Annotated in this window: 16 protein-coding genes and 1 tRNA gene; 11 read left to right on the plus strand and 6 right to left on the minus strand. The window is 71.0% G+C overall.

What is annotated here, in order from left to right; genetic code table 11:
* Positions 1–15 precede the first annotated feature (15 nt).
* The 4 genes from ACF06X_RS22970 to ACF06X_RS22985 form a co-directional block, all read right to left on the minus strand.
* A complete protein-coding gene (locus tag ACF06X_RS22970) occupies positions 16–2,253 on the minus strand; it encodes an FG-GAP-like repeat-containing protein (protein ID WP_392289148.1) in 2,238 nt (745 codons plus the stop codon).
* 48 nt (positions 2,254–2,301) lie between these two features.
* On the minus strand, positions 2,302–3,285 hold the full coding sequence (locus tag ACF06X_RS22975; RefSeq protein ID WP_392289149.1) for a cellulose-binding protein: 984 nt from the start codon (positions 3,283–3,285) through the stop codon (positions 2,302–2,304).
* 115 nt (positions 3,286–3,400) lie between these two features.
* Positions 3,401–5,941 carry an SUKH-4 family immunity protein gene (locus ACF06X_RS22980; RefSeq protein ID WP_392289150.1) on the minus strand — a complete coding sequence of 847 codons (2,541 nt, stop codon included), beginning with the start codon at positions 5,939–5,941 and terminating at the stop codon, positions 3,401–3,403.
* Between the two features lie 7 nt (positions 5,942–5,948).
* The gene (locus ACF06X_RS22985) at positions 5,949–6,935 is read right to left on the minus strand and encodes an SMI1/KNR4 family protein (protein WP_392289151.1); all 987 of its coding nucleotides are present in this window, start codon (positions 6,933–6,935) and stop codon (positions 5,949–5,951) included.
* A gap of 257 nt (positions 6,936–7,192) precedes the next feature.
* Between ACF06X_RS22985 and ACF06X_RS22990 the strand changes: the two genes are divergently transcribed.
* The gene (locus ACF06X_RS22990; protein ID WP_158987998.1) at positions 7,193–7,702 is read left to right on the plus strand and encodes a YwqJ-related putative deaminase; all 510 of its coding nucleotides are present in this window, start codon (positions 7,193–7,195) and stop codon (positions 7,700–7,702) included.
* A 10-nt stretch (positions 7,703–7,712) separates the two neighbouring features.
* Positions 7,713–8,204 carry an SUKH-3 domain-containing protein gene (locus ACF06X_RS22995; protein WP_392289152.1) on the plus strand — a complete coding sequence of 164 codons (492 nt, stop codon included), beginning with the start codon at positions 7,713–7,715 and terminating at the stop codon, positions 8,202–8,204.
* Positions 8,205–8,238: 34 nt separating this feature from the next.
* Here ACF06X_RS22995 and ACF06X_RS23000 read toward each other — a convergent pair whose 3' ends face one another.
* On the minus strand, positions 8,239–9,561 hold the full coding sequence (locus ACF06X_RS23000) for a sensor histidine kinase (protein WP_392289153.1): 1,323 nt from the start codon (positions 9,559–9,561) through the stop codon (positions 8,239–8,241).
* A gap of 154 nt (positions 9,562–9,715) precedes the next feature.
* On the opposite strand from ACF06X_RS23000, the gene ACF06X_RS23005 reads away from it, so the two are divergent.
* The 9 genes from ACF06X_RS23005 to ACF06X_RS23045 all read left to right on the plus strand — a co-directional run bounded on the left by ACF06X_RS23005 (position 9,716) and on the right by ACF06X_RS23045 (position 19,805).
* Complete coding sequence (locus ACF06X_RS23005) at positions 9,716–10,588, plus strand: hypothetical protein (protein ID WP_392289154.1); 873 nt, start codon at positions 9,716–9,718, stop codon at positions 10,586–10,588.
* Positions 10,589–10,594: 6 nt separating this feature from the next.
* A tRNA-Gln gene (locus ACF06X_RS23010) sits at positions 10,595–10,665 on the plus strand.
* Positions 10,666–10,779: 114 nt separating this feature from the next.
* Positions 10,780–12,228, plus strand: coding sequence for a bifunctional UDP-N-acetylglucosamine diphosphorylase/glucosamine-1-phosphate N-acetyltransferase GlmU (gene glmU, locus ACF06X_RS23015; RefSeq protein ID WP_392289155.1), 1,449 nt, complete (start codon positions 10,780–10,782; stop codon positions 12,226–12,228).
* A gap of 121 nt (positions 12,229–12,349) precedes the next feature.
* Positions 12,350–13,324, plus strand: coding sequence for a ribose-phosphate diphosphokinase (locus ACF06X_RS23020; protein ID WP_392289156.1), 975 nt, complete (start codon positions 12,350–12,352; stop codon positions 13,322–13,324).
* Between the two features lie 243 nt (positions 13,325–13,567).
* Positions 13,568–14,155, plus strand: a complete 588-nt coding sequence (locus ACF06X_RS23025) for a 50S ribosomal protein L25/general stress protein Ctc (protein ID WP_392289157.1) — start codon at positions 13,568–13,570, stop codon at positions 14,153–14,155.
* Between the two features lie 93 nt (positions 14,156–14,248).
* Positions 14,249–14,845 carry an aminoacyl-tRNA hydrolase gene (gene pth / locus ACF06X_RS23030; RefSeq protein WP_392289158.1) on the plus strand — a complete coding sequence of 199 codons (597 nt, stop codon included), beginning with the start codon at positions 14,249–14,251 and terminating at the stop codon, positions 14,843–14,845.
* 51 nt (positions 14,846–14,896) lie between these two features.
* On the plus strand, positions 14,897–15,340 hold the full coding sequence (locus tag ACF06X_RS23035) for a hypothetical protein (RefSeq protein ID WP_392289159.1): 444 nt from the start codon (positions 14,897–14,899) through the stop codon (positions 15,338–15,340).
* Positions 15,341–15,438: 98 nt separating this feature from the next.
* The gene (locus ACF06X_RS23040; RefSeq protein WP_392289160.1) at positions 15,439–16,203 is read left to right on the plus strand and encodes an LPXTG cell wall anchor domain-containing protein; all 765 of its coding nucleotides are present in this window, start codon (positions 15,439–15,441) and stop codon (positions 16,201–16,203) included.
* 269 nt (positions 16,204–16,472) lie between these two features.
* The gene (locus ACF06X_RS23045) at positions 16,473–19,805 is read left to right on the plus strand and encodes a S8 family serine peptidase (RefSeq protein ID WP_392289161.1); all 3,333 of its coding nucleotides are present in this window, start codon (positions 16,473–16,475) and stop codon (positions 19,803–19,805) included.
* Between the two features lie 80 nt (positions 19,806–19,885).
* On the opposite strand, the gene ppc is transcribed toward ACF06X_RS23045, so the two are convergent.
* Positions 19,886–22,615: a phosphoenolpyruvate carboxylase gene (ppc, locus tag ACF06X_RS23050; RefSeq protein WP_392289162.1), complete on the minus strand. Its 2,730-nt coding sequence runs from the start codon at positions 22,613–22,615 to the stop codon at positions 19,886–19,888.
* Positions 22,616–22,830 lie beyond the last annotated feature (215 nt).

Raw genomic sequence — 22,830 nt, forward strand, 5'->3', positions numbered from 1 at the left:
TCAGAACACCGGGGCTCAGAAGACCTCGTCGTAGCGGTCGCCCACGTAGCTGTAGACCTGCGCCCAGACGCGCGGCGCGAAGGGGGCGCTCGCGTCACCCGTACCCCGGTAGAGGTACGTGGAGCCGTCGGGGCCGTACGCGTACAGGTCGGGCTTTCCGTCCTTGTTCGCGTCGCCGATGCCGACGAGGCGCGTGTACGCGTTCCAGCCGCCGCCGAGACGCACGCGGCTCGCGAACGTGCCGTCGCCCTTGCCCGGGTACAGCCACAGCACGCCGTCCTTGTCGCGGGCGAGGAGGTCGCCCGCAGGAGCGCCGCCCACGTTGCCGACGGCGGTGATCTGGTTGTAGATACCCCAGCCCCAGCCGATCTTCTTGCGCGGCTCGTAGAGGGACGTGTCCGAGCCGACGCCCTTGTACAGCCACAGGTCGCCCGCCTTGTCGAAGGCGACCAGGTCCGCCCGGCCCTCGCCGGTCAGGTCACTGCCGCCGGCGAGCTGGTCGTAGGTGTTCCAGCCCCCGCCGAGCGGCGTCCGGCTTTCGAGGGGCGTCCGGCCGAGGCCGGTACCCCTGAAGAGCCACAGGCCCCCGTTGAGGTCCCGGGCGATCGTGTCGGGCGCGGTCGAGCCCGACACGTCACCGACCGACTCGATCCGGTCGTAGATCCCCCAACCGCTGTCGACCTCGCGGGCCTCACCGTAGATGCCTCCGCCCGTACCGTCGGAGGTGTCGGCCTTCCACAGGCGACCCTCCTTGTCCCGCGCGAAGATGTCCGGAGTGCCGTTGTCGCTGTAGTCGTGCGACGCCGGCTTGCGGACGACGGTGAGCGTGCCGGTCTCCCGGACCCGGCGGGCGGAGGTGTCGGTCGGGAAGACCTCCAGCTGCCAGGTGTACTCGCCGTTGGGCGCGACGGACGTCGAGAGCCCCTGGAACTCGCCGCGCCAGGTCCAGCCGACCGTGGCGGCCCCCGACTCGGCGACAGCGCCTGCCGGTGTCCAGGAGTGGTAGACCGACTCGCCCGTCAGCTTGTGCGTCAGCGTGAGCGAGACCTTCGCGTTGCCGTGCGAGAGCCGCCACTTCAGGTCCACGCCGCTGCTGCGGTCGAAGTCGACGACCTGCGGGACCTCCGAGCCGAGCACGGCGGTGATCGGATCACCCGGGGCGCTGACGAGCTCGGCGGTGGGCCGGCCGTCCGCGCCGGGCGCGATCCGGTACAGGCCCTCGCCCCGGTCCGCCGTGCCGCCGCGTACCAGCAGCGTGCCGTTCGGCCCCGGCACGAGCGACGACACCCGGTCCATGAGCCGCACCGACGCCCCGGAGTCGGTGAGGGAGCGGGCGACGAGCGACCCGTCCAGCGGGTCGACGCTCCCCGGCGAGGTCGCTAGCCCGGACACCAGCCAGTCGCCGACCAGGCCGAAGCGCTCGTTGTAGCCGGTGCTGCGCAGCGGGAACCGCTGGGTCTCGGTGGATCCCCGCTTCGCGACGACGATCCCGAGCGGGCTCTCCTCCGGCCACGCCAGGTGGGTGGCCGACACGGCGCCCGACACGAGCTGCCGGCCCGTGGTGGGGTACGTGTCCGTGACCGCGCCGGCCGTGACGTCCACGGCCACACGGTGGATCACGCGGGCTTCCGTGGTGCCGGAGAAAGCGGTCAGGGCGGCGGTGCCGGACGAGCCGGCCGTCATGGAGAAGCCCACCATCCCCTCGGGCAGACCGGTCACCACCCGGTCGCTCACCCCCTCGCCGGTCCTGCTGACGAGGTGGGCCTCCAGCGTCCCGTCGGTCTTCTTGACGGCCACCACGAGGACGGCGCCCACGTTCCCCCGGTAGGTGTAGTTCGCCCCCAGCTGGTTCAGATCGATCTCGACCGGTGCCGCGCCGGTGGCCATGTCGTGCACCTTGACGACCCGCCACTGCGTCGGGTTCGTGGCCTGATCACCCGTCACCACGACGTCGGAACCGCCTCCGCGCACCGCCTCCGCGCCCACCGGCAGCGAGGTCGACGACGCTCCGGCGTAAGGGGTCCACCACGTCCGGGAGTACTCCCCGTACTTCCGTGTCAGAAATCCGCTCTCACCCGCACTGACCAGCGCGGAACTCAGCGGAAACGTCACGGCGGTCTGCTGCTCGTCCGCCGCGAACGCTCCCACGGGCGCGGCGGCTGCCGGCACGGCCAGGACGCCCCCCGTCGCGGCGAGAACGGCCGCGACCGCCACGGCCGTCAGACGGCGGCCGGGTACACGCACATGCTTCATGATCTTCCCTCCCCTTGAGGCGAGGAGACTACCGCCGGGCATCCGCCGTCAGTCGGCGGGGTCCTCCGCTCCCGGGCCCTCCGGCTCCGCGTCCCCGGCCCGGTCCGCAGCCCGGTCCCTGGCCTGGTCCGTGGCCCGGTCCGTGGCCCGTTTCCGGTCCGTGTCCGGCTCCGTAGCCGTCGTACGGCCCGTCAGGGAGGCGAGGCCCGCGCGGATGTGGGTCATGTGGGCGTGGATCGCCTCGCGGGCCTCCTCGTGCTCCCGCAGGACGCGCTGCGTCGCACGCTCCGTCCGCTCCTCGTGCATCCGTGCCTCCGCCAGCAGCTCCGCGGCCCGGGCCTCGGCGTCCTCCTGGGCGTGGCGGGCCTGCTCCTCCGTCTCGGCGAGGGCGCGGCGGGACTCCGCGAGGCCGGACTGGGCACGGGCGTACAGCTTCTCGTACAGCTCCTCCTGCTCCGCCATCCGGGCCACCGTCGCCCGTTCGGCCTCCTCCCGCAGGGCCGCTTGCTCCTCGCGCTGGGCCCGCAGGAGCGCGGCCGCCCTGCGGGCCGTCTCCTCGAAGTCCTCCCGCGCCCCGGCCAGCTGCTCCTTCGTCTCCCTGCGGGCCGCCCCCCGGACCGACGCGGCCTCGGCCTCGGCCGCCTCCAGGGTCTTACGGGCCGCTGCCTCCGCCTCCGCCCGGAGCCGTTCGGCGTACGCCCGCGCCGCCTTCGCGGCCTCCGCTCCCGCGCGCTGCGCCGCCTGCGCGAGGTCATGCGCCCGTGCCTCGGCGGCCCGTACGAGGGACTCGTCCTCCGCCTCGGCGAGTTCCAGGATCTTCTGCGCCCGCTCGCCCAGCGACTCGTACCGCTGCGGGGCGAGCGCGGCGACGACCTCCCGCAGCCGGACGGCCTCCGCCTCCATCTCCTTGGCCAGGACGGTCAGCCGCGCGGCCCGCTCCCAGGCCGCGTCCCGCTCCTCGGAGAGCGCGGCGAGGTAGCGGTCGACCTGTTCCGGTCGGTACCCGCGGGCCCGTCCGACAGCGAAACTCATCCTGACGCCCCTTCCGTCATGCCTCGAACATCAAGGATGCGGCATCAGACCGGACAAAAGGCGTCTGATGTGTACGACACGTCAGACGCCTTTTGTCACAGAGGAACAGAATCGGTCAGAGCAGGCCGTCCCACATCTGCTCCAGCAGCACCGACCACCAGTTCTCCGGCGACGCGAGCGCCGCCGGGTCCAGCATCGCGAGCTGCGCCTGGAAGTCGACCGTCCAGCGGCCCGCCTGCTCCGGGTTGAGCCCGAACCGCAGCCGCCACATCCGCCCCAGCAGCGCCATCGAACGCGTGAACTCCGGCAGCCCGCTGTTCACGAACTGCGGCGGCACCGGCTGCCCGCCCGGACCGGCCTCGACCGGTACGGCCACGATGTGCGCGGTCCCGTACTGGACGCAGATCGCCCGCCCGAAGTCCGAGCCGATCACCAGGTACGACCCCGCGTCCGAGGCCGGCTGGACCTGCCGCTGCGCCGCCAGCTCGGCCAGCGTCGGAACGACCGGCTGAGCCGGCTGCGCCCAGAAGAACGGCCCGAAGTCGGCCGGCAGACCCGCCCACACGAGCGTCAGCGCGACCAGCTCCGGCACGCCCTGCCGGGACACGGCCCGCTGGTCGAACCGGCAGATCCCCGGACCGAACGCACCGGCCAGCTCCTGCGCGATCCCCTCCGGGGGAATCGGCGGCGCCGGCTGCACCTGCGGCAGCGGCGCCCGCACCGGCGCGGGACGCGCCGGGCCGTCCGCGACCTGATGCAACTCGCCCTGGTGGGTGAGCAGTTGCCGCATACCCTGCTGACGGCCCGCGTGATCCTTGCCGTACGGCGCGATGTTGGTGATCCGCGCCTGCGGCCAGGTCTCCCGGATCATCCGCGCGCAGTAACCGCCGGGCAGCTCACAGGACTCCAACTCCGTATGCAGTTCGAGCACCTGCTGCGGCGGCACGTTCATGGCGCGCAGCTCGTGCAGGATCTGCCACTCCGGGTGCGGAGTACCGGGAGCGGAGCGCCGGATGATCTGGGCCTCGGAACCGTCGGGCGCGCGGTAGCGCAGGACGGCCTGGTAGCCGGGACCGACCGTCGGCTGCCCGGCCGGCTGCTGCGGGTACCCGTACGCCGGCGGCGGAGTGCCCGGCACGGACGGCGGCGGCACCGGCGGTCCCGGAGGACCACCAGGACCGGGGTGCGCCAGCATCGTCGCCGCGTGGTGCACCCCACCGGGCGGCGTCCCGGGCGCACCCGGCGGACCGGGCGGCGCCGGCGGCCCACCCGGACCCGGGTGGGCCAGCATCGTCGCGGCATGCTCGACCCCACGGGGCGGCGTCCCGGGCGCACCGGGCATACCCGGCGGCGCGGGCGGCGGCGGAGGCGCACCGGGGCCACCCTGGCTCGGGTGCGCGAGCATGGTCGCGGCCTGGTGCACGGGCTGCGGAGGCCCGGGCGGACCGGGCGGACCGGGCGGATTCGGCGCACCGGCCGGCTGAGGGCCATCGGGGCCGAGCTGCGCCACCAGCTGGGTCCGTACGTAACCTCCCGCGGGCGTCCCGGGAGCACCGGGCGCCTGCGGCGGCGGGGGCGGATTGGCCCCGGCACCCCGCGCGCCCCGCGGCGGCAGTACGGCCTTGCTCGTGGCGGCGTCCGCGATGTCCCCGGCCCGGGACCCACCCGGCGCGGGCGGCGGAGTCGCACCCCCACCGGGCGCCGAGGGGGCACCCGGTGCCGAAGGAACGCCAGGAGCCGAAGGAACGCCGGGAACGCCGGGAGCCGAAGGGGCGCCGGGAACACCGGGAGCCGACGGAACGCCCGGTGCCGACGGCGCCCCCGCCCCACCCAGGGACGCCGGACCGGAACCGCCGCCCGTACCGCCCATACCCCCCGTACCGCCCGGAGCCGAGCCAGCCCCACCCGGCGGCGGCGCGTTCGGGTCGAGCCTCGGGGCCACCGCCGTCGGCGGCAGCGCGCTGCCACCCGACATCAGCGCCGTCGGCGCGTCCGCACCCACCACCGGGAGCGGAGTGTCCTCGTCGTCCGCGCCCGACAGCGGCGGCGCGAAGACCGTCGCCGGCAGCGGTACGGACCCCTCCGCACCGCCCGAGCTCGCGTTCGCGTCCGCCCACGGGCTGCTCGAAGGACTCGGGCTCTGCGGACTCCCCGGACTCTCCGGGGCCTGGGGACTCCTCGCCGGCACACCGTCCGACGCCGTCGGCTCGTAATCGGCCGCCACCTCCGGCGTCGACGAACTCCCGCCCGCCTGCGAGGCGTTCGGCCCCTTGGGCGGCAGACCCAACTTGTCCGCCGCGTCCTGCAACCACTCCGGCGGACTCAACAGGAACGACGTCGCGTTCAGATCGACCCGCTGCGGAGGCGTCGACGCCCCCGCCCCCGGCGCCTCGTCCGAGACCCCGTACTCCTCCTCGTACCGCCGGATCACCTCACCCACCGGCAGCCCCGGCCACAGCGTCGCCTCGCCGCTGTCCCGGGCGATGACCAGCCGCTGGCGGCCGCCGTCCGACCTCGGGCCCTCCTCGCGGTCCTCCGCCCACACGACGAAGCCCAGCTCGAACTCCCGTACCCGCACCTCGCGGTGGTGGTACGCGGGCACGTCACCGTTGATCCACTCCTCGGCGCGCTCCTGCGCCTGCGCGAACGTCACCACAGCCAGTTCACTCCCCCACCGGGACCACGGGCACAGCGCGCGCGAAGCCGCCGTCCACCATCAGGTTCGCCACCGTCTCCAGCTCCGGCGGATTGCCGGCGAGCCGCTGCAGGAACGCGTCGAAGTCCTCACCGCACGGAAGCAGCAGCCGGTCCACGCGCTCGTTCACACTCCACCCGTCCTGATCCCGCGCGTCGTCGTACGCGCAGAACCACACCGAACCGATGCCCTCGCCCTTCACCTTCACCGCGAGGATCCCGCCCTGCACGAACGCGACGCCCAGGTAGTCCTTCGTCAGATGGTCGCGCAGGCACTTGTTGACGTAGACGAGGTCGTTGACCCCCGCCTCCTCGCGCACCGTGAAGAACGGCTGGTCCACCAGAAGGCCCAGCTCCGCGTCGAGCGCGGCGCCCACCGGCGCACACCCGCCCGCCGCCTTCAGGAAGGAGCGGTACGCACCCGGGAGGCGGTAACCGAGATCCTCCTCCACGCCGAGCAGCTGCTGCTCACTCACCGACATCCGGCCCTTCGGCAACCCGAAGTGCGCCGGCCGCGTCTCCTGCAGCGGCCGCGTGCCCCGCTTCGACTGGTCGACGGCGGCGGTCGCGACCCCACCGTGGTGCCGCAGCAACGCCTTCACCTCGACCGGAACGAGCTCCATCCGACGGCCGCCCACCACGTGGTGCCACGTCCAGCCGTGCGGAGTGGCCACCGCCGGGATCGTGTCCCACAGCTCATGACCCGTCGCCGCGAGGGCCGCGTTCGCCGAGACGTAGTCCGTCAGCCGCAGCTCGTCCACACCGAACCCCTCGGGCGGATCCGCGATCTCCGCCGCCGCCCGCGCGTACGGTGAGAAGTCCGGGTAGCCCTGCTCGTCCACCCGCACCCCTCTGGGATGCCGGGAGGCCCGGACCGGGTCCGGGAAGTGCACGACCTGCCCGGCGTAAGCCGCGTTCGGTGGCGCGGCGTGCTGCCCGAGCCGACCTGTCGTCATGGCGGTTGCCCCCTGCGCTGGCTGCTGGCTGATTCCGCACAGCCTATGCGCTGCCACAAGCCCGCCACCCGGCCCGATACCGCCACCGACGCCTCTACCACCACTCACTGTGACCAACTGTCACGAGCGGATGACACACCGGCGATAGTTACGACACACCGACCGCCCGTTTCAGGTACCCCGCTTCCACATGAGGCGTCCCATTTGGCAGTCTGTTCCCGCAACTCGGGGGATTGCAGGAGGGGAAGACACGCACCATGTACGCAGCACCGACGCCCACGCAGGGTGACCCACGCCTCAACTGGAGCAGCACCGAGCCCAGCCGCGCCCCGTTACTGCGCTTCCGCCGCGACGGGATCCTGCCCACCGTCGGCGCCGCGCTCTCCGTACGCGGCGAAACCCTCACCTGCACCGCGGGCCGCGGCGACCAGCCTCCGGCACTGCACCCCCTCGTCCAGGACTTCCTGGACACCCTCACCAGCGGCCAGCGCGAACGCTTCACCGGCCGCTGCCCCGAGGCGATCCTGCTCTCCCGCCACCTGACCGCCACCGACGCCGGACGCTCCAAGCGCGCCCAGCGCAAACCACTCACCCACGGCGAGGCGCGCCGCTCGCTCAAGCACTCCAAGCTCACCGCGCGCCGCATCCGCGAGGACGGCGACCCCCTGCACGGCAGCTACGCGGCACCCTGCCGCTCCTGTACGGCGATGCTCGCCCACTTCGGTGTCCGCACCGTCGACCCCACCTCGACTGTCGAGAACGGCTGACCGCACCTTCATGCCCGACCACCTGAGCACCACCCGCTTCCCGGTCAACATCGACGCCTCCCTCCGCGAGGCGGGATGGCAGCCGGGCCGCTGGGACATCAAACTCGCCGAACAGTGGGCCGACGCACTCCGCGCCCACGTCTCCCCCGGCGGCCACCGGCACAGCGTCTTCCCGGCCGCCGTCGAGGCCTGGGCCGAGTTCGGCGGCCTGCGCGTCACGGCGCCCGGCGCGGGCCGGCACATCGCGCCCGCGACCGTACGCTTCGACCCGCTGGCCGGCCTGCACCTCGCCCGCACCCTCGCGGACCTCGGACGCGCGCTCGACACCGAGATCGCCCCGCTCGGCGAGGAGGGCGAACACAGCGCGGTCCTCGCGATCGACATGGAGGGCCGGATCTACAGCCTCGACCACACGGGCGACTGGTTCCTCGGCCACGACATCGACGCGGCGCTCTCGACCCTGATCACCGGCACCCAGCCGACCCGCCTGATCACCGGCTGAGCGCCGGCTGGGCGCCGGCCTCATCACCGGCTGATCACACGTCCCGCTCGCCCACCGGCAGCACGGCCGACACCCGGAACCCACCGGCGTCCGTCGGCCCGGACACGAACACACCACCGAGACGGGTCACCCGCTCCCGCATGCCCACCAGACCGTTCCCGCCACTCGGCAGATGGGCGTCGGTCGCCGCCGCGTCCGACGGACCGTTCTCCACCTGCATGGCGACCTCCGCCTCCCGATGGGCGAGGCGGACGACCACCTTGGCGCCGGCCGCGTGCTTGTGCACGTTCGTCAGCGCCTCCTGCACCACCCGGTACGCGGTCTGCTCGACCTCCGCCGCATAGCCCCGTGCCTCGCCGACGACGACCAGCTCCACGACCGTCCCCGCCTGCCGGGACTGCTCGACCAACTCCTCCAGAGCGCCCAGACACGGCCCGTCCCCGGAGGCCGCCTCCGCCGCCGCGGCGGCCGCGAGACCGACCGCCGCCAACGGCACCTCCGCCGGCTCCGGAGCGACCTCCTCCCGCAGCACCCCCAGCATCTGCCGCAACTCGGTCAGCGCCTGCCGCCCCATGTCACCCACCAGTGCGGCGTTCTTCACGGCCTTCTGCGGATCCTTCAACGCCACCGCCTGCAACGCCGCCGCGTGCACCACCATCAACGACACCCGGTGCGCGACCACGTCATGCATCTCCCGCGCGATCCGGGTCCGCTCCTCCTGCCGCGCCCACTGCGCCCGCTGCTCGGCCCGGTCCGCGAGCAGACTCAGCTCCTGCTCCAGACTGTCGGCGCGCTCGCGCAGACTCTCCATGAGCCGGCGCCGAGCCCCTATGTAGAGGCCGAAGAGGAGGGGAGGCGCGTTGAGCCCGAGCGTCATGAAGAGCGAGACGACGGGCACGTACCAGCCACTGGGATCGAAGTCGCGCTGGTCGACGTCGGCCTGCGCGACGTCCTGGCGCAGCCGCACCACGGTCACGATGAACACGGCGACCGTCGACATCCCGGCCAGGGCGGCGGTGAACCGCCGGGGCACCTCGGAGGCGGCGAGCGTGTAGAGCCCGACGATCCCCATCAGGAAGCCCATCTCGGCGGGCGTGACGGCGATCGAGACGAGAACGACGGTGATCGGCCACCGCCGCCGCACGACCAGCACGGCCCCGACGACCAGCCCGAACAGCACCCCTACGGGCACGGGCAACGACGCCTTCTCGGCGAACCCGGCCCCCTCGATCCCGCACTCGAGCGCGGACACCACGCCGAGCCCGACATCGAGCACGGCACTGCGCCGTCTCCCCCACCACCACCATCCCCGGGCACCCATGCCCGCCGCGTCCTGATGTGCCCCCGTTGTGGTCATGCCTCCCAGCCTACGGTCGCCCGCCAGCCCTTTTCCGTCGACCGCCCGAGCTCCGCACGAGGCGCGTCAACCTCATGCGTACACCCGTCCCTCGAACTACTGAATCGCCCACGCTTTCGACCCGGACGTCCGCATTCCGGACGGCGGTGTTCCCATGACACCCGAAACAAGTCGATACGCCGACTTCGAGACCCTCCGCGACCAGGCCATCGCCTTACGCCGCGAGGGCCTCAGCCTCCGCCAGATCCGCGACCGCCTGCAGATCTACAACAACGACCTCCTCAACCGCCTGGTGAAGGGAGAACCCCCACCGGACTGGACGAAGCGCCCTCGCGCCAAGGACGACCTCCGGGACCGAGCCCGCGAGCTGCGCCTCCAGGGCATGACCTACGACCAGATCCAGGTCGAGCTGGGCTGCTCCAAGAGCTCGATCTCGCTGTGGGTACGAGACCTCCCGAAGCCGGAGCGGACGCGCACCCGCGAGGAGGCGTCGGCGATCGCCCGCAAGGGGTGGGCGATCACGCTCCAGCGCCGCGAGGAGGAGCGCCGTCGAGTCAAACAGGCGGCGGCACGCTCGGTCGGTGATCTGTCAGAGCGTGAATTGTTCCTGCTGGGTGTGGCCCTGTACTGGTCCGAAGGAACCAAGGACAAACCTCACGCCCGCCGTGAGCGGGTGGCGTTCGTCAACAGCGACCCGGACATGGTCATGCTGTTCATTGCCTGGCTCGACCTCCTCGGCATCGACCGGGCGCGGCACACGTACCACCTCATGATCCACGAGAGCGCCGACGTCGCGTCGGCGGAGAAGTACTGGTGCGATCTCATCGGCGCCGACATCAAGAGCTTCGGCAAGACGACGCTCAAGCGCCACAACCCCAAGACCATCCGCAAGAACGTGGGTGACGGGTACCACGGATGCCTCGTGATCCACATTCGCAAAAGCGCTGATCTCTACCGTCGCATCGAGGGTGCGTGGTGCGGCATAGTAGGGGCTGCATCCGCGACCGTCCTGCGAAATCGGACATAGCGGTAATCCCGGGTCGTCTAAGGGCAAGACGTCAGATTTTGGTTCTGATCATGGGGGTTCGAGTCCTCCCCCGGGAGCAGCCATGCTCGGTTCGGGTCCTGACCTACCTGGTCAGGACCCGCACTCGTTTCCGCTCCGAAACCCCCCGGTATCCTGCGGGTGTCCACCACCCGAAGCCGAAGGGCATTCCCGTGAGCGCCAACCGCCCGGCAGCCGTCGTCGTCCTCGCAGCGGGTGAGGGCACCCGCATGAAGTCGAAGACCCCCAAGGTCCTGCACGAAATCGCCGGGCGCTCGCTCGTCGGACACGTCGTGTCCGCCGCGCGCGAGCTGGAGCCCGAGCACCTCGTCGTGGTCGTCGGGCACGCCCGCGAGCAGGTCACCGCCCATCTCGACACCCACTACGCCGGCACCCGCACCGCCGTCCAGGCCGAGCAGAACGGCACCGGGCACGCCGTCCGCATGGGCCTCGAGGAGCTCGGTCAGGCCCCCGACGGCACCGTGGTCGTGGTCTGCGGCGACACTCCGCTGCTCTCCGGCGAGACGCTGCGCTCCCTCGCCGCCACCCACGCGGCCGACGGCAACGCCGTCACCGTGCTGACCGCCGAGGTGCCGGACTCGACCGGCTACGGCCGGATCGTGCGGGACGCCGCCACCGGCGCCGTCACCGCGATCGTGGAGCACAAGGACGCCTCCGACGAGCAGCGCGCGATCCGGGAGATCAACTCCGGGGTGTTCGCCTTCGACGGGCGGCTGCTCGCCGACGCGCTCGGCAAGGTGCGGACGGACAACAGCCAGGGCGAGGAGTACCTCACCGACGTGCTGTCGATCCTCCGCGAGGCCGGCCACCGGGTCGGCGCCTCGGTCGCCGGTGACCACCGCGAGATCCTCGGCATCAACAACCGGGTGCAGCTCGCCGAGGCCCGCGCCCTGCTGAACCAGCGCCTGCTGGAGCGGGCGATGACGGCCGGTGTCACGGTCGTCGACCCGTCCTCCGTCCTGGTCGACGTGACGGTGACGTTCGAGCCTGACGCCGTGATCCACCCGGGTACGCAGCTGCTCGGGTCCACCCACATCGGCGAGGACGCCGAGGTCGGTCCGAACACACGCCTGAAGGACACGACGGTCGGCAGGGGTGCCCGGGTGGACAACACCGTCGCGGACTCGGCCGTGATCGGCGAGAGCGCGTCCGTGGGCCCGTACGCCTACCTCCGTCCGGGCACGACGCTCGGGCTGAAGGCCAAGGCGGGCACGTACGTGGAGATGAAGAACGCGACGATCGGCGAGGGCACGAAGGTCCCGCACCTCTCCTACGTGGGCGATGCCACCATCGGCGAGTACACGAACATCGGCGCGGCGAGCGTCTTCGTGAACTACGACGGTGAGGCGAAGCACCACACGACGATCGGGTCCCACTGCCGGACCGGGTCGGACAACATGTTTGTGGCACCCATCACGATCGGGGACGGTGCGTACACCGCCGCGGGGTCGGTCATCACCAAGGACGTCCCGGCCGGTTCGCTCGCCGTCGCCCGGGGCCAGCAGCGGAATATCGAGGGTTGGGTGGCCCGGAAGCGGCCTGGGAGCGCCGCCGCGCAGGCCGCTCAGGTGGCCGCGGAGGGGTCCGCCGGCGAAAGCTGACCGGAAACGGGTACGTCGAACTCGGCGTACCGTGATACGTGCACACAAATTCGGCTGGCTCGCACGCGCGCACGAAAGCTCGTTGATCGCGGCCAGAGAACACGTCTGAGGAGACAGTGCTGTGACCGGGATCAAGACGACCGGCGAGAAGAAGCTGATGCTCTTCTCCGGCCGCGCCCACCCCGAGCTGGCCGAGGAGGTCGCGCACCAGCTGGGTGTCGGCCTCGTGCCGACCAAGGCTTTCGACTTCGCGAACGGTGAGATCTACGTCCGTTTCCAGGAGTCGGCGCGGGGCGCGGACTGCTTCCTGATCCAGAGCCACACGGCTCCGATCAATAAGTGGATCATGGAGCAGTTGATCATGATCGATGCTCTGAAGCGGGCTTCCGCTCGGAGCATCACCGTGATCATTCCGTCGTACGGGTATGCCCGTCAGGACAAGAAGCACCGCGGCCGGGAGCCGATCTCGGCCCGTCTCGTCGCCGACATGCTGAAGTGCGCGGGTGCCGACCGGATCCTCACGGTCGATCTGCACACGGACCAGATCCAGGGCTTCTTCGACGGTCCGGTGGATCATCTGTCGGCGCTGCCGGTGCTGGCGGACTACGTGGGTGCGAAGGTCGACCGGAACAAGCTGACGATCGTCTCCCCGGACGCGGGTCGTGTGCGGGTGGCGGACCGGTGGTGCGACCGTCTGGACGCGCCGCTGGCGATCGTGCACAAGCGGCGCGACAAGGACGTCGCGAACCAGGTGACCGTTCACGAGGTCGTCGGTGACGTGAAGGGCCGGGTCTGTGTCCTGGTCGACGACATGGTGGACACGGGTGGCACGATCTGCGCCGCGGCCGACGCGCTCTTCGCGCACGGTGCGGAGGACGTGATCGTGACGGCGACGCACGGCATCCTGTCGGGGCCGGCCGCGGACCGTCTGAAGAACTCGAAGGTGAGCGAGTTCGTGTTCACGGACACGCTGCCGGTGCCGAGCTCGCTGGAGCTGGACAAGATCACGGTGCTGTCGATCGCGCCGACGATCGCCCGCGCGGTGCGCGAGGTGTTCGAGGACGGTTCGGTGACGAGCCTCTTCGAGGAGCAGTAAGCAGACAGCTGGTACGAGTGGAGGGCCGTTTCCCCAGCGGGGAGGCGGCCCTCCGCTCGTACGGCGCCCGCCCCGGGTGATCGATTGGGCCGGTCGAGGGGCGGCGGGTAGACTGCCGAAGTTGCTCGGCGAGGGAGGCCGTACCGGTGAGGTGCGGCGGTCCGTTATCGACGCGCTCTTCGTAGCAGGCCAGTCGTGGCCGGGTAGCCGACACTGTCCGTTTTCTGCTTACGAGGAGTGCATATGTCGTCCGAGGTCAAGCTCGCGACCGAGACCCGCACCGAGTTCGGCAAGGGCGCTGCCCGCCGTATCCGTCGCGCCAACAAGGTTCCCGGCGTCGTCTACGGCCACGGTGCCGAGCCGGTCCACGTCACCCTGCCGGGCCACGAGCTGCTGCTCGCCCTGCGTACCCCGAACGTCCTGCTGTCCCTGGACATCGAGGGCAAGACCGAGCTCGCCATCCCGAAGGCCGTGCAGCGCGACCCGCTGAAGGGCTTCCTGGAGCACGTCGACCTGCTTCTCGTCCGCCGTGGCGAGAAGGTCACCGTCGAGATCGTCGTCGAGACCGAGGGTGAGCTGGCCCCGGGCAGCTTCCTGGTCGAGAACGTGCTGAACACGCTCTCCGTCGAGGCCGAGGCCACCCACATCCCCGAGTCCGTCACGGTCTCGATCGCGGGCCTGGAGGCCGGTGACTCGATCCACGCCAAGGACATCGCGCTGCCGAACGGCACCACCCTGGTGACGGACCCCGAGGCCGTCGTCATCCAGATCCTGGCCGCCCAGGCCGAGGAGCCGGCCGCCGAGGGTGAGACCGAGGGCGCCGAGGCCTGAGCCGTAGGCTCTGCCTGACGTGACGGGGTGACGGGCCGCGACGGCGGCCCGCCACCCCGTTTCTCTGTACGCACACGAGGAGACGTGACGCACATGACGGACGACGCGAACGCCCCCTGGCTGATCGTCGGTCTCGGCAACCCCGGTCCCGAGTACGCCGCCAACCGCCACAACGTGGGTTTCATGGTCGTGGACCTGCTCGCCGACCGTATCGGCGGGAAGTTCAAGCGGGCGCAGAAGGCGCAGGCGCAGGTCGTCGAGGGGCGCCTCGGGCCGCCGGGGCCGGCGAGCCGCCGGGTGATCCTCGCGAAGCCGATGTCGTACATGAACCTCTCGGGCGGTCCGGTGACGGCGCTGCGCGACTTCTACAAGGTGCCGACGGCGCACGTGGTGGCGATCCACGACGAGCTGGACATCGACTACGGCGTGCTGCGGCTGAAGATCGGTGGCGGCGACAACGGCCACAACGGTCTGAAGTCGATGACCAAGGCGATGGGTGCGGAGTACCACCGGGTGCGGTTCGGGATCGGTCGTCCGCCGGGCCGGATGCAGGTGGCCGACTTCGTCCTGAAGGACTTCTCCTCGACCGAGCGCAAGGAGCTCGACTACTTCGTGGACCGGGCGGCGGACTCCGTCGAGTGCCTGGTGACGGAGGGTCTGGAGCGCGCGCAGTCGGCGTACAACTCCTGATGCGCGGGCGCGGTGCGTCCCTTCGTCCGTACGACTGTACGATCGCGGGTCATGAACCACGCCCGTAACGCCGCCATGGCCCTGGTCGCCCTGCTGCTCGTCGTCGCGGGCGTCTGGTCGTCCTGGGGTTCGGCGCAGCACGTCCTGCTTTCGAAGGGTCGTGAGCACGGCACGTTGACGGTGACCGGCTGCGATGAGGAGACGTGCAGCGGCCGTTATGTCCCGGACGGGCCGCCTTCGCCGCACACCACGCTGACCATCGAGCACTCGGTCGCGGCGGCCAAGGGCCAGCGGCTTCCGGTGGTGGTGAAGCCGGGCACGAGCGAGGCGGTGCGGACGGGTTGGGGCGGCGGTCTGCACGCCTGGCTGCCGCTGGGCGGTGCGCTGTTGCTGGCGGCGCCGGTGGTGGGCGGCGGGCTGCGGATGACGCGGACGGCGTGGTCGCTGGCGGGGGCCGGCGGGGCGCTGCTCCTGGGGGCGTTCTTCGCGCTCTGATTGTTATCGCCCTTGGGTTAAGCGTGGCTTAAAGCTACGGATAGGCTGCCCCAGCCATCCCCCACGGCATCCCTCATCTCTCAGATGGACGACTGCACATGCGACGATCCCTCATTTCCGCCGGCACGCTCGTCGCTGCCATGGCGACCTCTCTGCTGCTGGCTCCCACCGCCTCGGCCTCGGGCAACCCCAAGGGCGACAACGGCACGGTGAAGATCCACGACTCGAAGACGGGCGAGGAGCTCCGTAAGAACGAGCCCAAGGTCTGCAGCTTCTACCTCGACGCGTTCAAGTTCGACGCCGGCCAGAAGGTCGTCTGGCAGATCCAGGCCTGGTCGAACAACGACAAGCCGAAGGGCACCGAGGTCAACTCGGGCGCCATCACGCTCGACGAGGACGGTCATGTCCGTACCGAGGACATGACCCTGCCCGACGGGCAGTACAAGCTGTTCTGGGACTTCGAGGGCAAGAAGGGCGACCCGAAGAAGAAGGTCTTCTGGGTCGACTGCGAGCCCGGCAAGAACGACCCCCCCAAGCCCGGTGAGACCCCCGACACCGGAACTCCCGGCACGGAGACTCCCGGTACGGAGACGCCTGGTACCGAGACTCCGGGTACCGGCACCCCCACCACCCCGGGTGAGACCCCGGGCGCGTCCGAGTCGCCCGCCCCCAACGCGCCCGGCGAGCAGGGCGGTTCGGGTGGCGACGATGCCAAGGGTGACTCCGAGGGCAACCTCGCCGAGACCGGCTCCAGCGCTCCTGTCGGGGCCATGGCCGCCGTCGCCGTCGCCCTCGCGGGTGCCGGCGCGTTCCTGGTGATGCGCCGCCGCAAGACCCAGCAGCAGTCTGCTTCTCAGGGCTGAATCCCTGATTCGCAGAATGCGCCGCATGGCCGGAAGGTGAAAACGGCTTGAGAGTTCGGGGAACGGTCACGGTGACCGTTCCCCGGACTTTTCTTTTCTACGCTGCTCATTGATCAACTACTGCTCTTGAAGCGGGGGTTCGGCTCCGGGCGGACCCGAACCGCCCAAGGGGGTACCACCGGCCTTCGATTGGCCGTTCGATATCGTGTCGCCTTCTCAACGCATGATCACGCGGGCATCCCCCACTGTCCGCTTCACGATGGAGCGACATGAAAAGACCTCTATGGTCCACGGTCGTCACGGCGCTGATAGCCGTGACTCTCGGCGTGACACCGACCCACGCCGCTGCGGTGAGCCCCGAGAAGGCGCCCCCGGCGGCAGCCGACCCCATCGACCCGGCACTTGAGGACCAGGTCTCCGGCGGTGGCACGGTCAGAGTCAACGTCGTCACCCGGAGCCGCGCGGACCTGCCCGCCGCCGCCCGTGCCGGAAAGGGGGGCAAGGCGCTGCAGACCCTTTCCACGCTGCCCGTTACCACCCTGCGCGTGGACAAGGCCGGTCTGGACAAGCTCGCCGGCCAGCCGGGCGTCGTCAGCGTCACCGAGGACGTGGCGGTCCCCCCGACCCTGGATTCGACCGTTCCTCTGATCGGCGCCGACAAGACCGCCGCCGCCGGCAACACCGGCGCCGGCACGGCGGTGGCCGTCCTGGACACCGGCGTCGCCGTCAAGCACCCCTTCCTCGGTGACCGAGTGATCGCCGAGGCGTGCTTCTCGTCCACCGACTCCGCCGCCGGCGTCACCAGCCTGTGCCCCGACGGCACCGACCAGCAGGAGGGACCGGGCTCGGCCGACGTGGAGACCGGCCCCTGCGCGGGGACCCGGCTGTGCGATCACGGCACCCATGTCGCCGGCATCGCCGCCGGCCACGGGCAGGGCCTGACCGGAGCCCCCAAGACCGGTGTCGCGCCCGGCGCCGGCATCGTCGCCATCCAGGTGTTCAGCAAGTTCAGCTCCGAGACGTCCTGCGGAATCGGCCAGGCGCCGTGCGTGCGCAGCTACAGCAGCGATCAGCTCGCGGGCCTGGAGAAGGTCCTGCAGCTGCGGCAGTCCGGGACGCCGGTCGTCTCGGCCAACATGAGCCTGGGCGGCGGCCAGTACACGGCGGCCTGTGACACGGACGTCCGCAAGGCGGCCATCGACAACCTGCGCGCCGCCGGTGTCGCCACGGTGATCTCCGCCGGGAACAACGCGTACAGCAACGCGGTCGGAGCGCCCGGCTGCATCTCGTCGGCCATCACCGTGGGCAGCACCACCGACGACGACCAGCTGTCCTCCTTCACCAACCGGGGCCCGCTGCTCGACGTCTTCGCCCCCGGCAGCAGCGTCGTCTCCTCGGTCTCCGGCAACACCTACGCCTCCTACAACGGCACCTCCATGGCCGCCCCCCACGTCGCGGGCGCCTTCGCGGCGCTCAAGCAGGCGCACCCGCAGGCGAGCGTCACCCAGCTGGAAACGGCCCTGGAGAGCACCGGGAAGCCCATCAGCTACACGGGTGCCACCACTCCGCGCATCCAGCTCGACCTGGCGGTGATGTCGGACTGCACCGTCCCCGGCATCCAGACCCACGGCATCGCGTCGTCGACCTGGGCGATCAGCGGTTCCCTCGTGCACGACGGCCGCGCCTTCGTCACGAGCCGCGGCCGCCTACCCGTGGTCATCGCCGAGTACGACCTCGCGACGAAGAGCGTCGTACCCGGAAGCGAGGTCAAGATCCCGGACGGCCCGGGCGACGGCGTGCCCGAGGGCGCCTACGGCCTCGCGGCGCACAACGGCAAGCTCTACATCGGCACGTACGTCGAGGCCGCCCTCTACAGCTACGACCTGGCCACCCGCCAGGTGAAGCACCTGAAGACCTTCGGCAGCAAGGGCGACTTCATCTGGAGCCTCGCCGCCGCCTCGGACGGGACGCTCTACGCGGGCACCTACAACGACGGCAAGGTGTACGAGTACAAGCCCTCGACCGGCGCCGTCCGTGACTTCGGGGTCCTCGCCACGGGCGAGCGCTACGTCCGGTCCCTGGCCGTCGACGACACCAACGTCTACGCCGGCCTGCTCGACACCGCCAAGATGGTCGCCATCAACCGCTCCACCGGCGCGGTCCGCACGCTGGCCCAGGGCGGCACGGGCTTCACCACGGTCTCCGTCGGCCGCACCCGCGTCCGCGGTACCAGCGGCAGCACGCTGTACGACGTGAAGACCGACGGCACCGACCTGAAGACGGTTCCGCTGGGTACCGAGACCGGCGACATGATGGGCCTCGCCCCCGACTACACCGTCTACCTGTCGACCCGCCCCGACGGCAACATCTACGAGTACAAGACGGGCTACACGGCTCCGAAGTACCTGGGCACCCCCGTGCCCCAGGACGAGACCCGCGGCCTCTTCCTGAACGGCACCACGCTCACCGGGTTCGCCGGCTTCGGCAAGGTCTGGCAGATGGACACCGGCACCGGCCAGTCGTCGTCCGTCAAGCTGAAGGACGCCGGGTTCAGCGAGGGCGCGGAGAAGCCCCAGTCCATGCTGCGCGCCTCCGACGGCAAGGTGTGGGTCGGCGGCCACTTCATCATGAACGTCCACACGCCCGGTGGCGGCAGGCAGTCCATCGAGATCCCCGGTGAAGCCAAGACGCTCGTGGAGCGCAACGGCAAGATCTACTCGGCGCTGTACCCCAGCGGCCGCGTCATCATGATCGATCCGGCGACGATCGACCCGGCGACGAAGGCCTATTCCGTCAGTGTCGTCGGGCAGCTGCCCAGCGGTCAGCAGCGGCCGTGGGACATGGAGTACGACGCCGCCCGCGACCGGATTCTCGTGGCGACGGCACCGCTCGGCACGGGCCTGCAGGGCGCGCTGAACGTCTTCAGGTTCTCCGGCCCGACCGCGACGAAGCCGACGGCCGGCCCCGACTCGTTCCCCGTCGTCACCAACGAGAGCCTGATGAGCCTCACCGTGGGCCCGGACGGCATCGTCTACGTGGGCACCGACGTGCGCGGCGGTGGCGGCGCTCCGTCGACCTCGTGGAACACGGCGGCGAGCGTCGCCGCCTTCGACGCCGACCACGTCGACCCGACGACCGGCAAGAAGGGCAAGCTCCTCTGGGCGAAGGATCCCTACACGGATGACGCCTACGACACCCTTCAGGACATCACGATCCACGACAACGTCCTGTACGGCGTCTACAAGCGGATTCCCGCCGCCACCACCGCCGTGCCGGACCCGCCGCGCTGGTTCGCCATGGACCTGTCCACCAGCACCCGCCCGATCATCGCCGAGGGCTCCCTGCCGGGCTACGGTGAGGTCCAGGTGCACAACGACAAGGTCTTCGCCTCCACCTTCTTCAACGGCGACGTCTACCAGATCGGCCCCGGCCTCACCCAGGCCAAGCACCTCGCCACCGCCCTCGACGACGACTGGTACACCAACCCCCAGCTCGCCTTCATCCCGGGCACCTGGCAGGCCTACGGCCTGGTCGGCCGCGACCTCGCCACCCTGCGGCTCGACCCGTCCTGCGCCAAGGTGACCGGCCCCCACCCCTCCTGATCCTTGGTCCGGCCCACATGAAGAGGCCCCCGTCGGAATCCGTGGATTCCGGCGGGGGCATCGTCGTGTGAGCGCAGGCGTCAGCCGGTGTTGCGGAGGCCCGCCGCGACGCCGTTCACCGTGAGGAGCAGGGCCCGGGCGAGCAGCGGGTCGGGCTCCTCGCCCTGCTCGGCCGCCCGGCGCTGGCGGGCGAGGAGGGCGACCTGGAGGTAGGAGATCGGGTCCAGGTAGGCGTCACGGATGGCGAAGGTCTGCTGGAGCACCGGGTTGGAGTCGAGCAGCCGCTCGCCGCCCGTCACCTTCAGGACCTCGGCCACCGTCAGCGCGTGCTCCTCCTCGATGGTGGCGAAGACGTGCTTCAGCTCGTCGGGCACCAGGGTGTCGACGTAGTGGCGGGCGATCCGCAGGTCGGTCTTGGCCAGCGTCATCTCGACGTTGGAGAGGAAGTTGCGGAAGAAGTGCCACTGTTCGTACATCTCGCCGAGGACCGCGTCGAGACCGGCCTCGCGCAGCGCCTTGAGGCCGGAGCCGACGCCGAACCAGCCGGGGACGATCTGGCGGGACTGGGTCCAGCCGAACACCCACGGGATGGCGCGCAGTCCGTCGAGCGAGACGCCCGAGCCGGGGCGGCGGGAGGGCCGCGAGCCCAGGTGCAGGTCGGCGAGCTGGTCGACGGGTGTGGAGGCCAGGAAGTACGTCGGCAGGTCCGGGTCCTCGACCAGGCGCCGGTACGCGGTGTGGGCGGCGTCGGAGACGGTGTCCATGGCCGCGTCCCAGCGGGCGAGGGCCTCGTCGGACTGGCGGGGCGAGGTGTGCAGGGCGGAGGCCTGGAGGGTGGCCGCCACGGTCAGTTCGAGGTTCTCCCGGGCCAGGGACGGGATGAGGTACTTGTCGGAGATGACCTCGCCCTGCTCGGTCACCTTGATCTCGCCCTCGAGGGTTCCCCAGGGCTGGGCGAGGATCGCGTCGTGCGACGGGCCGCCGCCGCGGCCGACGGTGCCGCCGCGGCCGTGGAAGAGCCGGAGGCGTACGCCGTAGCGGTGGGCGACGTCGCGGAGCCTGCGCTGGGCGCGGTGGATCTCCCACTGCGAGGTGGTGATGCCGCCGAACTTGGAGGAGTCGGAGTAGCCGAGCATGACCTCCTGGACGTCGCCGCGGAGCGAGACGAGGCGGCGGTAGGAGGGGTCGGCCAGCATGTCGTTGAGGATGACGTCGGCGGCCTTGAGCTCGTCGGTGGTCTCCAGGAGCGGCACGATGCCGATCTTGGCCCAGCCGCCGTGGAGGTCGAGGAGGCCGGCCTCGCGGGCGAGGACGGTGGCGGCGAAGACGTCGTCGGCGCCCTGGCACATCGAAATGATGTACGACTCGATGACCTCGGGGCCGAAGCGCTCGAAGGCTTCCTTGATGGTGTGGAAGACGCCGAGCGTCTTCTGGCCGGCCGCGTCGAGCGGGGCGGGGGTGGGGGCGAGCGGGCGGCGGGAGCGGAGCTCCTTGGCGAGCAGCTTCTGCCGGTAGTCGCGCGGCATGTCGGCGTACCGCCAGGACTCCTCGCCGAGCCGGTCGAAGAGCTGGCCCAGCGCGTGGTGGTGGGCGTCGGCGTGTTCGCGGACGTCCATGGTGGCGAGCTGGAGGCCGAAGGCGGAGAGGGTGCGGATGGTGCGGTCCATCCGGCCGTCGGCGAAGAGGCCGCCGCGGTGCTCGCGCAGCGAGGTCTGGATCAGGGCGAGGTCCTGGACCAGCTCGGTGGTGCCGAGGTAGTCGCGGCCTTCCTGGTGCGGGGTGCCCTTGGCGAGACGCTCGCGGGTGTTGACGAGCTTCTGGCGGATGCAGGTGGCCTTGAGCCGGTACGGCTCCTCCGCGTTGAGGCGCTTGTAGCGGGGGCTGATCTCCGGCAGGCGCTCCAGGTCGGCCTGGAGGGAGGTGAGGAGCTCCTCGGTGGCGCCGGCGTAGCGGATGGAGTTGGAGAGGAAGCCGCGCAGCTCGTCGATGAGGTCGAGGGCGTCGTTGATGCCGTGCTCGTGCTGGAGGATCAGCACGTCCCAGGTCACCTTGGGGGTGACGTTGGGGTTGCCGTCGCGGTCGCCGCCGATCCAGGTGCCGAAGGTGAGCGGCCGGGTGCCCGCGGGGAGTTCGACGCCGACGCGCTCCAGTTCGGCGGCGAGGTCCTCCAGGACGTCGCCGACGGCGCCGGCGTGCAGCTCGTCGAGGTAGTAGATGGCGTTGCGGGCCTCGTCGGCGGGCTCGGGGCGGACGACCCGGAGCTCGTCGGTCTGCCAGATGAGGTCGATGTTCTCGGCGAGCCGCAGGTCGTGGCGGCGCCGGTCGGCCTCGATGACCGGGGTCTCCAGGAGCGCGGCGATGCGGCGCAGCTTGTTGAGGACGGAGCGGCGGGCGGCCTCGGTGGGGTGGGCGGTGAAGACGGGCCGTACGTTCAGGTTCTTCACGGTGGCCCGGACGTGCTCGGGGTCGCCGTCCTTGAGCATGTCGGCGGTGCGGGCGAGCAGGCCGCCCTCGGCGGCGCGCTTCTCGCGCATCTCGCGGCCGCGGTGCACCTGCTCGGTGACGTTCGCCAGGTGGAAGTACGTGGAGAAGGCGCGGACCAGCTTGGCCGCGGTCTCCAGGTCGGTCTCGCCGAGCAGCTCGGCGGCGGCCTCGCCGTCCTCGCGGGTGAGTCTGCGGACCTTCTCGACGAGGTCGAGGAGCTCGTGGCCTTCCTGGCGGACGAGGGTCTCGCCCAGCAGATCGCCCAGTCGGCGGATGTCGGAACGCAGCTCGGCGCTGGCTGTGGGGGTCTGGTCGGCACTGCTCACAGGTGCGGCTCCTTGCAGTGTTTGAGCACGTCTGGAGGGGTACTGGACGCGTGCGGACCGCGCTGTCCGACGCACACAGGATATGTGTCCGCCTGGTGGACAGCCGGGCACCCCTCTCGCGTGCTCTTGCCGCGCGCCACCGCGCTGCCATACTTACGTCGCCGTAGGTTACGGAACCGTAGCCACGCGTCCCTTTCAGCCCGTTTCCCTCTCTT

Origin of the sequence: Streptomyces sp. NPDC015346 (assembly GCF_043078785.1) — a bacterium.
In the GTDB taxonomy this organism is placed as follows: domain Bacteria; phylum Actinomycetota; class Actinomycetes; order Streptomycetales; family Streptomycetaceae; genus Streptomyces.